The sequence below is a fragment of the Microbulbifer sp. VAAF005 genome, from assembly GCF_030012985.1.
GTDB lineage: Bacteria > Pseudomonadota > Gammaproteobacteria > Pseudomonadales > Cellvibrionaceae > Microbulbifer.
The window spans coordinates 2,303,427-2,316,555 of record NZ_CP120233.1 but is presented as its reverse complement, the minus strand read 5'-3'; the positions used below and the strand labels follow the sequence as shown (position 1 = coordinate 2,316,555).

The following is a 13,129-nucleotide window of genomic DNA, read 5'->3' as shown; positions in this document are numbered from 1 at the left end:
GGTTCAAACCGCGCCTCCCCCGGTATGTTCTTGAATAGTGCGGCGATCGCTGGCAATCAGCGCCGAGCTATCGCTGGGCTTGTGTGGATGCCAATCCTGTAAAGCGGTTTCCAGGGGAACCATATCGATACAGTCAACGGGGCAGGGTTCGACACAAAGGTCACACCCTGTGCACTCATCGGTGATTACCGTGTGCATATATTTGGCGGCGCCGGCAATGGCATCTACCGGGCAGGCCTGAATACATTTGGTGCAACCGATGCACTCTGCCTCGCGGATAAATGCCACTTTTTTTACATCTTCAATACCGTGCTCGGCGTCCAACGGCATGGGCTCTATATCCAGCAGATTGGCCAACTCATTGATAGTGGCCTGCCCGCCGGGGGCACTTGTTGATGGTATCGCCGTGCACTATCGCTTCTGCGTAGGGGCGACAGCCGGGGTAGCCACACTGGCCACATTGAGTCTGTGGCAACAGGGCATCGACCTGCTCAACGAGCGGGTCACCCTCCACCCGGAAGCGAACGGCGGCGAAACCCAGCAGGGCACCGAATACCAATGCCATGCCACCGAGCACCAGTAGGGGAGAAGAAATTTGTGAAATCCAGTCCAGCATATCGAAATCCTATACCAGACCGCTAAAGCCCATAAATGCCAGTGACATCAGTCCGGCAGTGACCATACCGATTGCGGCGCCGCGAAATGGCAGCGGGACATCGGCGGCAAAGAGGCGCTCGCGCATCGAGGAAAACAAGATTAATACCAGGGAGAAACCCACTGCTGCGCCAAATCCGTAAAGAGTGGACTGTATAAAAGTGTGCGCTTTCATAGTGTTCTGTAGAGCGACACCCAACACGGCACAGTTGGTAGTGATCAGCGGTAGAAAAACGCCTAACACCTTGTACATCAAGGGGCTGGTCTTCTGGATAAACATCTGCGTGAACTGTACGACAACAGCAATCACCAGAATAAATGAGATGGTGCGAAGATCTTCAATACCAAAGGGGGCCAACAGATAGGTGTTGACCAGGTATGAACAAATAGAGGCCAAAGTAAGTACAAAGGTGGTAGCGCCGGCCATACCCACAGCGGTCTCCAGTTTATTGGAAACTCCCATAAACGGGCACAGGCCGAGAAACTGCACTAACACATAATTATTGACCAAGATGGTGCTGAGCAGAATGACGGCAAATTCGGTCATAACAGGTCCGGTTAAAGCCCTAGGGCGGAGTGGCGCGAACAGCGGCAATGGCGTCGGCAGGGTTAAGGTGAGACTAGCACCTTCCTTGTGAGCACCGTCGAATGCCGCGCAGGGCGGCTATTATGGTTGAGTCGCTTGGGGGCTTCAACTCGTGAGGAGGGTGGCAGGGGAAAAGGGCCGACAAAGGGCCACCTCTGGATCAAATGGACCCCACTTGGAGTAAAGGTGGAGGCCTTTGTGGATACTATTTGCAGTATCTTTGCCAATTTGAAACGATAGGTACAAGATGGGTAACCCAGTTTGGTACTTGGTGATAAGCGTGGGGTAGAGGCAATACAGTATATTGACGCGGCATGCGTGTTTTTGCTTGAGAGCAACCTTAAATTCAGTTGGAGCAGTTTAATGTCGAACGAAACCTACACTCCCCCCAAGGTTTGGCAGTGGGATAAGGAAAGCGGGGGCGCTTTTGCCAGTATCAATCGGCCGGTAGCGGGTGCGACCCATGATAAAGCGCTGCCGCAGGGGCAGCACCCGATGCAGCTCTATTCTTTGGCTACGCCGAACGGGGTTAAAGCGACGGTGATGTTAGAGGAGTTATTGGAACTCGGGTTTGAGGGAGCAGAATACGATGCCCATTTAGTCCGTATCACTGAAGGAGAGCAGTTTGGCAGTGGTTTTGTTGAGGCAAACCCAAATTCCAAGATTCCGGTCTTAGTGGATCACAGCACTACGCCACCAATCCGGGTATTTGAAAGTGGCTCCATACTGCTCTACCTGGCAGAAAAGTTTAATGTCCTATTGCCTCATACGCCCGAGCAGCGCACCGAGGCTTTGAATTGGCTCTTCTGGCAGATGGGCTCGGCCCCTTACCTGGGGGGAGGCTTTGGACACTTTTATGCCTATGCACCGGAAAAATATGAATATCCGATCAACCGATTTGCTATGGAAGTAAAGCGCCAGTTGGACGTATTGGACCAACAGCTGGCAAAGCATCCGTATGTGGCGGGAAGGACTTATACCATCGCCGATATTGCGATCTGGCCCTGGTATGGGGCTCTGGTGCGCAATGAAGCTTATAGTGCGGCGGAATTTCTCGATACCCAGAGTTATAAAAATCTCAATCGTTGGGTGGGGGAAATTGCAGAGCGGCCAGCGGTAAAGCGCGGACGAATGGTCAATCGAATCTGGGGTGAGCCCAGCGAACAACTACATGAGCGCCACAGCGCCGGTGACTTTGACAATAACACCCAAGATAAAGTGACCGATAAGGATGTTGATTAATACAGGGTATTAATGGGTAAGGCTGGCACAAGGATGTGCCAGTATCTATTTTCTATGGTTATTTTCCGGTGCCCCTCTTTTTAGAAGTGGCCGTTGAATTAATATTTATATAAAGAGTAGCGCCGGCTAAAAAGGCCTCATAGACAGCATAAACTGAACCACCTGTGAGGTGCGGGGCAATTGCCATAATTTTTCCACCGCGAAGCCGGCGATTAAAGCCAGACCTAAAACCAGTGGCAGGGGAATTCCCTGTAAACGCTGCTGAACGTCCTGCTGTTGTCGATTTACTATTGCCAACACACTGAGCCGTTGTCGCTCCGTGTCTCGACTACATAGTTCGATCTGTTTATTTAAAGACTTCAGTGACATCGTTTAAAGCCTCTTTAACTTGTCGCTTGGTCTCTTCAAAACCCAGTAGGGGCACCAGCTTCTTTTGATAAACGATAGCTCCCGCCAAAATAGCGACCTGGATAAGAATAAATACCAGAAATGCCAAATAAATAGACTGGGAAAAATAGTAGGCAATCAGCCCAACGCCTCCACAGAGACTGACGATGAGGGCCGCACTTAGAGGCAGTAACATCAGTTGCAGGGCAACAATACGCTTGCCGGCTGCAATTGTTCTATCCAACTCCAACTGGAATAGCTTTTGAATATTAGCCAACCAGGCAGTCAGTAGGGTCAGTGTTGCCTCGGCGCGAGCGAGGGTAGCTTCAAGGCTATTTTCACCTTCTCCATCAGAGTCTTTCCCTGAGGGAGAAGGTGAAGACTGATCCGGGCTGCGCTCCTGCGCAGCGGAATCGGCATTCTCGCCAGACGCTTGGGACTTTTTTTCATTGCCCATCAGGGGGTGTCCTTACCAGTCGAAAAAAGAGAGCAGCGTTACTTAAAGAGCTTCGCAATTGCCCAGCCAACAACAAATGCACAGCCAACAGCGAGAATGGGGCGCTCCCGAAGTGAGGACTCCGCTTTTTCCATTACATCGGTGGCACGTTGTCTCTGGGACTCTACAGAGGTCCGGGCCCTCTCTTTCAAGCTGCCAGCAGCTTGTGAAGCGGCCTCTCCAGCAAGATTATAGGCCTGTTGCAGCTTCTCCCTACTGGAGTTCGTATGTGGAGATCTTGCGGTTGCCATCAGGTTTCTCCTCTCGGGGTTTAATTGCCGAGGAAGTCTATAGTCCCGCGTGGTAATTCCCACTTGAAAAAGGGGTTTTTTTCACTCGATTTTTGCAGAAAAAAGTCCCTGTCCCTGCTACTGATCTTGGACTATGGCTGGCAGCTGTTCGGGCCCGGTCGTGGTTTCAAACGGCAAAAGCCGGCCTGGGTTCACAGAGGGGCTTAGTCCTCGGACCGGCAGATGCCTGAGATGGCTTGGGTTAGATAAAAGCGAGTTGTTTATGGATGGCTGGTACTCTCACTTTTCCAGGTTTCAATATTCTCTACGACGCCGTTGAGTAGGCGCTGGCGTGATTCACGGCTGATCCAGGCGTTGTGGGGGGTGATAATCAAATTGGGGATATCTCTGTCCAATAGTGGGTGACTGGCGGGTGGGGGCTCCTGGCTGAGGACATCCAGTGCCGCCCCCCCAAGGTGTCCGCTGCGCAAAGCATCCGCCAGTGCCTGTTCATTTACCAGCCCGCCCCGAGCCGTATTGACCAGGAGTGCGCCGGGTTTCATCGCGGCGATGAATTGCTCGTCTACCAGCTGATCGGTTTCTTCTGTGAGCGGGCAGTGCAGACTGATGACATCGGACTCTGCACACAATTGTTGCAGTGGCGTCCTGCCTTCAGCGGGTGTGCCGCTAAATGATTCAGCCACCAGTACCCGCATGTCCAGGGCTTCCCCCAGTTTTGCCACCTTCTGCCCGAGGGCACCAAAGCCAATGATACCGAGTGTTTTTCCTGCGAGTTCAACCACTGGGTGATCGAGCAGGCAAAAAATTGTAGATTGGCTCCAGCGTCCGGCAAAAACATCGTTGTGATAGCGGTGCCACTTGGAAGCAAGAGCCAGGATCAGGGCAAGAGTGTGCTGTGGTACAGAAGCCCCCGCATAACCTTTAACGTTGTACACCGGAATATTTAATTCCTGTGCGGCGGCGAGATCGATGTTATTTGTACCGGTTGCACAAACACAAATCATTTTTAATTTGCTGGCTTGCTCCAATAATGTGCGGCTTATTATGACTTTATTGGTTATTACCACCTCGGCCTCGGCGATTCGCTCCGCGACTTTTTCGGCGGGAGTCGTTTCATAGAAGTCCCACTGGTCTAGACTATTTGTTAGGGCCGAGGTATCCAGCTCCTCAAGCTTCATTGTCAAAGTGTCCAGAAATACGCCGCGCATGACATCTCCTCGATAGATTTGCAGTGTGGTGGACATGCTACGGCAGTGAAGAAGGAATGCAAAACTTTGCTGGCCAGCGGCCTTAACTGCGCATATTCGTGGCTACGGTTGGTTTGTCGGGGCCTTTCTGTCGCAATTGAAGAGGGCCTCTATGGGAATATCGTTTACCGCTGCCAGTCTTGTTTTAATTTCTGCATTTCTACACGCGGGTTGGAATTTACTGGGGAAGTCTCGCACACCAACTCCCGCTTTTTTCTGTATCGCGACTCTCAGTGTTGGAATTTTTCTTTTACCGCTAAATTTTTGGTTGCTATATCAGGTTGATTCGCTCCCGCGAAGTTTCTGGATCCTCCTTATCGGTAGTGGTTTTTTTCAAATGATTTATATGGGGGGCTTATCCCTCGCCTACCAGCGAGCCAATATGGGATTGGTCTATCCCGTTGCTCGAGCATTGCCGGTATTGCTGGTTGCACTGGCAACGGTATTGTTGGGGCAATCGCTACCTCCACTCGCCTGGGTGGGAATGCTGTTGGTGACAATTGGCTGCCTGCTGGTACCGTTGGTGTATTTCCGCGAGTGGCACTGGAGAGCTTATTGGCGCGCGGACTGCGCCTGGGCGCTGGTCGCAGCCATTGGCACTGTGGGCTATTCACTGGCAGATAAAGGGGCGCTGATTTACCTGGGGGATACTGCGGGAGGCACTATCCCTGCGCTTGTTCTGGCCTACAGCTATTTGGGGATGCAGTTTCTTGCCTGTGGTGTATGGCTGCTTCTGGGGTGCTTGGGTCAGAGTGGCACTGCGCCATTGATCCAAAGTTTTCGGGATTTGAAGGTCGGGGCCCTGACCGGTGCCATGATGGGAGCGACTTACGGCCTGGTACTGCTGGCGATGACAATGACTGAAAATGTGAGTTATGTAGTTGCCCTAAGGCAGTTGAGTATTCCCCTGGGCGTGGGCTTGGCGGTCTGGTTACTCAAGGAGCCGGCACACAGGCCCCAGCTGCTGGGAGTGGGGCTGGTGTGTGCCGGCTTGATTGCAGTTTCCCTGCGTTAGCGCAGGAAAATTACATTACGCGCATACCGGGTTTGGCGCCCTCGTGGGGCTCCAGTATCCACAGGTCCTTACCTCCGGGACCTGCTGCCAGAACCATACCCTCACTGACACCAAAGCGCATTTTACGCGGCGCCAGGTTGGCGACCATAACGGTGTGCTTACCTTCCAGGTCCTCAGGGGCGTAGGCGCTTTTAATACCGGCAAATACCTGGCGGGTTTCGCCGCCCAGATCCAGGGTTAAGCGCAGCAGTTTACCGGCGCCTTCAACATGCTCAGCTTTGGCGATCAGGGCGATCCTCAAGTCTACTTTGGCGAAGTCATCAAACTGGATTTCCTCAGCAATGGGGTCCTCCGCTAGAGGGCCGGTAGCAGCTTTGGTTTCCGCTTGTAGCTGGGCCAAGGATTCCGCAGCCGCATCCATAACCGCATCTACCTGGGTTTTCTCAACCCGTTGCAGCAGCGGTTTGAACTTCTTGATTTCGTGATCTGTCAGCGGTTTGGTTGCGCTGTTCCAATCCAGCTCACTGTTGAGGAACTCCGCCGCTTTTTGTGCAGTGTTGGGCAATACCGGGGCGAGCCAGGTGATCAGGGCGCGGAACATATTCACACCCTGGGAGCAAATAGCCAGAACCTCAGCTTCGGTGCCCTCCTGCTTGGCCAGGGACCAGGGAGCCTTGTCGGCGATCCAGGCATTGGCGGCGTCGGCCAGAGCCATAATGTCGCGCATGGCGCGGGCGTATTCTCGCTGCTCGTAATACTCAGCAATTCGTGGAGCCGCTTCTACAAATTGGTTCCACAATTGTTCGTCGGCCAGTTCGCCGGCCAGCTTGCCACCGGACTTGCTGACAAACTTGGCGGTGCGAGAGGCGATATTGACTACTTTACCCACCAGATCAGAGTTCACCTTGGCGATAAAATCGTCCAGGTTCAGATCCAGGTCATCGACGCCACCGGTCAGTTTGGCGGCGAAGTAGTAGCGCAAATACTCAGGGCTCAAGTGATCCAGGTAGTTGCGGGCATTGATAAAGGTGCCGCGGGACTTGGACATCTTCTTGCCGTTTACGGTAAGGAAGCCGTGTACGCAAACTTTGTTGGGGGTGCGGAAGTCCGCTGAGTCCAGCATGGCTGGCCAAAAGAGTGCGTGGAAGTTGACGATATCCTTGCCGATAAAATGGTAGACCTCGGCGTCGCTGTCTTTTTTCCAGTACTCCTGCCAGTCCAGCCCTTTGCTGTCGCAGTAGTTTTTGAGACTGGCCATATAGCCAATGGGAGCGTCGAGCCACACGTAGAAATATTTGCCCGGCGCATCGGGAATTTCAAAACCGAAGTAAGGGGCGTCGCGGGAAATATCCCACTCTTGCAGACCCTCTTCCAGCCATTCGGCCAGCTTGTTGGCCACTTCATCCTGGAGGGTACCGGAGCGAGTCCACTCGCGCAGGTACTCGGTGAATGCGGGCAGGGTAAAGAAGAAGTGCTCTGACTCCTTTTCTATCGGAGTGGCGCCGGAGATCGCTGATACCGGATCGATCAGTTCGGTAGGGCTGTAGGTGGCGCCACAGGCTTCACAGTTATCACCATACTGGTCGGGCGTGCTGCAGCGGGGGCAGGTTCCCTTGATATAGCGATCCGCCAGGAAAAGCTGTTTCTCTGGATCGAAAGCCTGGGTAATAGTGCGCGACGCGATGTGGCCGTTTTCGCTGAGGCGGCGGTAGATCATTGCCGACAGCTCGCGGTTTTCCTCTGAATGGGTGGAGTGGTAGTTGTCCACACCAATCAGGAAGTCGGCGAAGTCGCGCTCGTGTTCTGCCTGCATATTGGCGATATGCTGTTCCGGGGTCAGGCCCAGTTGTTCAGCTTTCAGCATAATTGCAGTGCCGTGAGCATCGTCGGCACAGATATACAGGCAGTTATTGCCGCGCGCACGCTGGAAGCGGGCCCAAATATCGGTTTGGATATATTCGAGCACATGGCCCAGATGTAGGGAGCCATTGGCATAGGGCAGTGCGCTGGTGACGAGAATGTTGCGCGTATCGGACATCGGTTTTTCCATCGCTGTGGGGTTGCGGCCAGGGACTCACGGAGAGTGGGCCGAAGATCGTCAAAAGACCGCGGAATATAGCAGATTTGCACTATGTCGTGGAGGGATCAAGCTGGCTTATGTGAATCCTTGTTTGGCTGCTGTGGCTGGTGTTAGGCCGCGTCATCCGACACAATGCGAGCCAATCTAGAAGCGCTGAGAGGGAGATACCGTGAGCGATCATCATCACGATCATGACGAGCTGTCACAGGAAGTTCAGGCTGAACTGGAGCGACTGGCGGAGTGCCTCGGCCAGTTGCATGATCCTGCCAGTGGCTTGCCGCTGGATGATTTGGACGCAGAAATTGAAGTTGGGTATGAGGACGAAACTGTTTTCGCCGGGATTACCCTGGGATATCCGTGTGCGAGCCAGGAGGCAGATTGGCTCCAGCGGGTGGAGGAGAGCTGTCAGCCGCTGTTGAAAGCCGGGCCCCTCAAAGGCTCTAAGTTGCAGTTTGAGCTGTTCAGCGATATTCCCGCTACGCCGACTTCCGGGGCGCCGGAAACTCTGGCGAAGGTAAAAAACATTGTTGCTGTCGCGTCGGGCAAAGGCGGGGTTGGCAAGTCCACGACTGCGGTCAATCTGGCCCTGGCCCTGGCGGCGGAAGGTGCCCGGGTTGGTTTGTTGGATGCTGATATCTACGGCCCGAGCCTGCCCACCATGCTGGGAACTGAAGACCAGCGCCCGCATGTGAAAGAACAGAAATTCTTTGTGCCGGTAGAGGCCCATGGAATAGAGACAATGTCTCTGGGGTACCTGATGACCGAGGAGACCCCTGCGGTATGGCGCGGGCCTATGGCCAGCGGCGCGCTCAACCAGATTCTCAGTCAAACCCTGTGGGGGAAAGTCGGGATGGGCTTGATTACCTGGTTGTGGATATGCCCCCGGGTACCGGGGATATTCAATTGACGCTGGCACAGAAAACTACATTGGCCGGTGCGGTAATTGTAACTACCCCTCAAGACCTGGCACTAAAAGATGCCATTAAGGGCGTGGAGATGTTCCGCAAGGTATCGGTACCTGTGCTGGGTATTGTGGAAAATATGGCGCTGCATACTTGTTCCAAGTGTGGTCACAGCGAGCCAATTTTCGGTACCGGTGGCGGTGAGCGAATCGCTGCAGAGTACGATACCCATTTACTGGGAGAGCTTCCGCTGGCACAGAAAATCCGCGCCGATGTGGATAGCGGACAGCCCAGTGTTATTTCCGATCCAGATAGTGAAATTGCTGGTTTTTATTGCGAAATTGCCCGCAAGGCTGCTGCCCAGATCTGGTTAAACAGCAGTGATGACAGCGATATGCCGGAAATCGAAATAAGTTGAACCCATTCGCGATATTGATCACAAAGAAATAATTTTCTTTGTTTTTCTGTTTTTACCGGGCTCCAATATTTCTATATTGATGCAGCCCGGTGTCCCTCATTGAAGTAAGCCGTACTAGTTTGTTCCTTGTTTTATGGTACAGATTTCCTTTTAGCGATAGCCCACTTCTGTCGCGCTCTGGGTAAATTAGAACTTTCAAAATATTTCACAGAATTACCTGGTAAAAAACAGGGGTATTTTGATCGTACTAGTTACTTATTGTTTTAAAAATCATAAAGCCGATATTTTTTTGCGATATAGACCGCTTATGATTTTTAGGTGGCAGTATTTGCAGGTTTTTTGTCGCTTATTAAATGTAGTTGGGGCTGAGGGTATTAAAACGGGTTTACAGGTGCAGTATTTTCGCCGACAAACGTCAAACCCTTTATACGGATGTTGGATTGCCGTTGAGGTAGAAGTAAATATCAGGAGTGTACGAGAAAAAAGTCTGCCTTATTTCGCGTTTTCAATACAGGTAAGACAATAAAAAGAGGCATTGCGGAAGCTGTAGTCGATAAAAATAAAAAAGACAAGCGCACGGGTGCTGTTATCAATGAATTTTCATATTAGCTATCGGCCGGCGGGTGGAATAGCGCGTGTGCTTTTTTTTGGTCCGGTGGGGTATAAGGACAAAATAGAAGCCATTGCACTACTGGTGGAAAAGTATCGCCACCGAAAACCCCTACGTGTACTACTCGACCTGCGTTATGCGCGCAGCAAAACCACACTGGAGGAACACCAGAAGTTTATTCACTTTATTGCTGAGAACCCTGTACTGCGACGGGCATTTATCGCGGTGTTACATCCGCGAGGGCGCTGGACCTGTCCGCTGCCCAGCCACGGCTCCTGCCTGTGCAGGCTCAGTTCTAGGGAGTTCGTTGTGGAGGCCGAGGCAGAGGCCTGGCTAGCCCAGATAAAGGTCGTACCTCAGCCTCTTGCTCTCTAGGGGAGGAGTTAGGCCTGCTGGCTGCGCGCCTGTTGGGCTTCAGCCTGGCGGCGACGCTCCTCTCTCTTTTGCTCGCGGCGGGAGACGGTTTGCTCGCGGGCGTCCTGGCCAATGTGTACTTCGCCGCGCTGTTTGGCTAGCTGAATTTGCTTTTCGCGCTCGCGGAAACGGGCTCGGTCGGCTTCAGGCACCTTGTCGTGGCAGTGCGGGCAGCTTACACCCTGCTCGAACAGGGGAGATTGCTGGTCTTCCTCAGTGATGGGCATGCGGCATGCATTGCATTGATCATATTTGCCGCGTTCCAGGTTGTGGTTGACTGTCACCCGCTCATCGAAAACAAAGCACTCGCCTTCCCACAGGGATTCTTCTGCTGGGACTTCTTCCAGGTATTTCAAAATACCGCCGTGGAGGTGATATACCTCTTCAAAGCCCTGCTCTTTCATATAGGCTGTGGACTTCTCGCAGCGGATACCGCCGGTGCAGAACATGGCGACCTTCTTGTGCTTGGTCGGGTCCATATTCTCTTTTACGTACTGCGGGAACTCGCGGAAAGTCTCAGTTTCCGGGTTGATGGAATTCTTGAAAGTACCGACCTGGAATTCATAGTCATTGCGGGTGTCCACGACAACAACCTCTGGGTCGCTGATCAGGGCATTCCAATCTTTGGGTTTGACATAGGTGCCGACGGTGCGCAGTGGATCAATGCCCTCTACACCCATGGTGACAATTTCTTTCTTTAGCTTCACTTTACTGCGCAGGAAGGGCATTGCCTGGGTGATGGACTCTTTGTAGTCCAGGTTGGCGAGGCGCTCGTCTGACTTCAAATGGGCTAATACCGCGTCGATACCTTCGCGGGAGCCGGCTACAGTGCCATTGATGCCCTCTTGGGCCAACAGCAGGGTGCCGCGAACACTGTTTTCTTGCATCACCTCCAGCAGTGGGGCGCGAAGCGTTTCAAAGTTCTCAAGGGTAACGAACTTATACAGTGCACAGACAACAAAATGGTTCATGGTACTTCCTCAGTTGCGGGCCGGATCGCAAATCCGGAGCAGAAAAAATCGCCGCGCATTTTATCGCAAAAAAAGGAGCTTGTCGTACAGTAAGCAGGCGGTCCGCACCTGCAAGAAAAGGGATTTGTAGTTGACCGTCGGGCCGCAAGTTGTCAAAGTTCTGGCCGAAATTTCAAGGTCACAGCGAGGCGAATCCCATGGGCGAAGAGTTTGCACCGAAAGAATCGGAGTTGAGCCAGATCTATCGGGAGGGCGAGGTTTCCGTCCAGATCGATATTTACGAAGATGGTGAGGGCGGCTGGCTGCTTGAAATCGTCGATGAACACAACAACTCAACCGTGTGGGAAGATGCGTTTGAGACTGAGCGGGAAGCGCTGGATGAAGCGCTCGATGCTCTTAAAGAGGAGGGGATCGCTACCTTTGTTGGGCCAGTTCAGGAAGCCGATGGCAGCTGGTAAGCCCTCTTCAGAATGAATCGGCTGACTGGCAATTCCCAGCGGGAGTTGTGGCAAAAGTCGGCTGACATTTGTTCAAACTGCTATGGTTAATGTGAGAAGGGAATCGCGACTGTGTAACAGCACACCCAATCACAGTGCCGCCGCGAGACAATGGTGGAATCCAGGTCTCCGGCGGTACTACCTAACCTGCGGTTACCCTCCCCATGAACCTGCGCTACCTTATTCTGCTGGTGACTGTATTAAGTCCACTGGTATCCGCAGAGAGCATCCGCCTTTCCAATCGACAGCTGCTCACCACTGACCTGAAAGAAGCCCGACTTATCTCCGAATTGAGTGGTTATGCCATTGTTGCCGGGCGCCATTGTCTTGATTGCGACGAGAACCTGGCAATTTATATACAGAGAGTTGGCCGCGCCGATATGGGGATAAACCCAGAGAAAATTGGTATTGAGGCTGATCGCTATACCTATCCCGGCCGCTATCTAGATTACATGACCAAGAAACTGGTGGAAAAAACCCGCATGTTTTATGGGCTCTGTCACGAGGGGCAGCCATCGCTTTTATGGCTAACGGAATACAGGGAGGGTGAGCGCTGGGTAAAATCAGAATACTTAATATTAATTGGCGAGGATGGATTAAAACATCGCTATACCGAGAACCAGCAGCCGAGCCTGTTTTATATCGGAAATTCAAATTGTATAGAGCTAGAAGGGTTTTTAATGGAGATGGAACCCTGATTGCTTTTTTCTGGATTAGATATAATTTCTTTTAACAATAAAAAAACCCCGCTGGAGGGCGGGGTCACAAGCTCTGTTGAAATTAGGTCTAATTACTTTACGGGTTCAAAAACAATCTTCAGTTTTTTCTTGCCCCAGGCGCGGGCTTTCTTAATGTCTTTCTCCATCCAAACATCGATTCGGTTAGTAAAACGCTTGTTCATACGGTCGCGCACGGTATAGGTGCCAGGCAGACCTTCAATTTTAACTTTGGCGCCGTTAGTCAGACCGTGTTTTTCCAGGTCACGGGATACGGCGATAATTTTGTCACCGGGGCGCAGGCGGTTGTTCCAAGCTGCTACCCAGGGATCACTGTCAGTTTGTCCGGGTACAGAGTTGTAAGCAGTTGCGTCAACAATCATGGTTTTCTTAAGTGCTGCTGAGGCATTAACGCTTACACCGATAGCGAGTAAGGCAGCAATAAAAAAGGCAGTATTTCGCAGAGTCTGTTTCATCATGTCCCATTACCTCCAGGTCATAAATGGTCACAAGCCAAGGGCTGCTTGTGAAATTTCCAAGTTTGTTTGGAAATCGTTGATCAATATTTAATCAACGCTGGCTATATTACCGGCGATTCCTGAGGTATCAACTTTTTCCTGCAAAGCGAGAAAAAGCCGTATGA

13 protein-coding genes and 2 pseudogenes are annotated in these 13,129 nt (G+C 52.2%); 6 read left to right on the top strand and 9 right to left on the bottom strand.

Features of this window, described 5'->3' with window-relative positions; genetic code table 11:
* Nucleotides 1-3: 3 nt before the first annotated feature.
* Nucleotides 4-616 (bottom strand): annotated as a pseudogene (gene rsxB / locus P0078_RS10200) (electron transport complex subunit RsxB).
* A 9-nt stretch (nucleotides 617-625) separates the two neighbouring features.
* On the bottom strand, nucleotides 626-1,201 hold the full coding sequence (gene rsxA / locus P0078_RS10195) for an electron transport complex subunit RsxA (RefSeq protein ID WP_108731788.1): 576 nt from the start codon (nucleotides 1,199-1,201) through the stop codon (nucleotides 626-628).
* A 402-nt stretch (nucleotides 1,202-1,603) separates the two neighbouring features.
* On the opposite strand from rsxA, the gene yghU reads away from it, so the two are divergent.
* The gene (yghU, locus tag P0078_RS10190; protein ID WP_282934268.1) at nucleotides 1,604-2,482 is read left to right on the top strand and encodes a glutathione-dependent disulfide-bond oxidoreductase; all 879 of its coding nucleotides are present in this window, start codon (nucleotides 1,604-1,606) and stop codon (nucleotides 2,480-2,482) included.
* 126 nt (nucleotides 2,483-2,608) lie between these two features.
* On the opposite strand, the gene P0078_RS10185 is transcribed toward yghU, so the two are convergent.
* The 4 genes from P0078_RS10185 to P0078_RS10170 form a co-directional block, all read right to left on the bottom strand.
* Nucleotides 2,609-2,851 (bottom strand): hypothetical protein, encoded by a 243-nt coding sequence (locus P0078_RS10185; protein WP_282934267.1) that lies wholly within the window; start codon nucleotides 2,849-2,851, stop codon nucleotides 2,609-2,611.
* Nucleotides 2,829-3,326, bottom strand: coding sequence for a hypothetical protein (locus P0078_RS10180; protein ID WP_282934266.1), 498 nt, complete (start codon nucleotides 3,324-3,326; stop codon nucleotides 2,829-2,831). The genes P0078_RS10185 and P0078_RS10180 overlap by 23 nt, the downstream gene beginning before the upstream one ends.
* A gap of 38 nt (nucleotides 3,327-3,364) precedes the next feature.
* The gene (locus P0078_RS10175) at nucleotides 3,365-3,616 is read right to left on the bottom strand and encodes a hypothetical protein (protein WP_282934265.1); all 252 of its coding nucleotides are present in this window, start codon (nucleotides 3,614-3,616) and stop codon (nucleotides 3,365-3,367) included.
* 260 nt (nucleotides 3,617-3,876) lie between these two features.
* Entirely contained in the window at nucleotides 3,877-4,824 is a 948-nt protein-coding gene (locus tag P0078_RS10170; protein ID WP_282934264.1) for a D-2-hydroxyacid dehydrogenase, read from the bottom strand.
* A gap of 151 nt (nucleotides 4,825-4,975) precedes the next feature.
* Here P0078_RS10170 and P0078_RS10165 point away from each other — a divergent pair, with 151 nt between their 5' ends.
* Nucleotides 4,976-5,878 carry an EamA family transporter gene (locus tag P0078_RS10165; protein WP_282934263.1) on the top strand — a complete coding sequence of 301 codons (903 nt, stop codon included), beginning with the start codon at nucleotides 4,976-4,978 and terminating at the stop codon, nucleotides 5,876-5,878.
* Nucleotides 5,879-5,888: 10 nt separating this feature from the next.
* Here P0078_RS10165 and metG read toward each other — a convergent pair whose 3' ends face one another.
* On the bottom strand, nucleotides 5,889-7,916 hold the full coding sequence (metG, locus tag P0078_RS10160; protein WP_282934262.1) for a methionine--tRNA ligase: 2,028 nt from the start codon (nucleotides 7,914-7,916) through the stop codon (nucleotides 5,889-5,891).
* Nucleotides 7,917-8,127: 211 nt separating this feature from the next.
* On the opposite strand from metG, the pseudogene apbC reads away from it, so the two are divergent.
* Both apbC and P0078_RS10145 read left to right on the top strand, forming a co-directional pair.
* A pseudogene (gene apbC / locus P0078_RS24770) lies at nucleotides 8,128-9,278 on the top strand (iron-sulfur cluster carrier protein ApbC).
* A gap of 592 nt (nucleotides 9,279-9,870) precedes the next feature.
* Nucleotides 9,871-10,263: a hypothetical protein gene (locus P0078_RS10145; RefSeq protein WP_282934259.1), complete on the top strand. Its 393-nt coding sequence runs from the start codon at nucleotides 9,871-9,873 to the stop codon at nucleotides 10,261-10,263.
* An 8-nt stretch (nucleotides 10,264-10,271) separates the two neighbouring features.
* On the opposite strand, the gene trhO is transcribed toward P0078_RS10145, so the two are convergent.
* Nucleotides 10,272-11,273, bottom strand: coding sequence for an oxygen-dependent tRNA uridine(34) hydroxylase TrhO (gene trhO, locus P0078_RS10140; RefSeq protein ID WP_282934258.1), 1,002 nt, complete (start codon nucleotides 11,271-11,273; stop codon nucleotides 10,272-10,274).
* Nucleotides 11,274-11,470: 197 nt separating this feature from the next.
* Here trhO and P0078_RS10135 point away from each other — a divergent pair, with 197 nt between their 5' ends.
* Complete coding sequence (locus P0078_RS10135) at nucleotides 11,471-11,731, top strand: hypothetical protein (RefSeq protein WP_108731798.1); 261 nt, start codon at nucleotides 11,471-11,473, stop codon at nucleotides 11,729-11,731.
* Between the two features lie 203 nt (nucleotides 11,732-11,934).
* Nucleotides 11,935-12,468 carry a hypothetical protein gene (locus P0078_RS10130; RefSeq protein ID WP_282934257.1) on the top strand — a complete coding sequence of 178 codons (534 nt, stop codon included), beginning with the start codon at nucleotides 11,935-11,937 and terminating at the stop codon, nucleotides 12,466-12,468.
* 92 nt (nucleotides 12,469-12,560) lie between these two features.
* Here the strand turns inward: P0078_RS10130 and P0078_RS10125 are convergent, their stop codons facing one another.
* The gene (locus tag P0078_RS10125) at nucleotides 12,561-12,965 is read right to left on the bottom strand and encodes a 3D domain-containing protein (protein ID WP_238152122.1); all 405 of its coding nucleotides are present in this window, start codon (nucleotides 12,963-12,965) and stop codon (nucleotides 12,561-12,563) included.
* Nucleotides 12,966-13,129 lie beyond the last annotated feature (164 nt).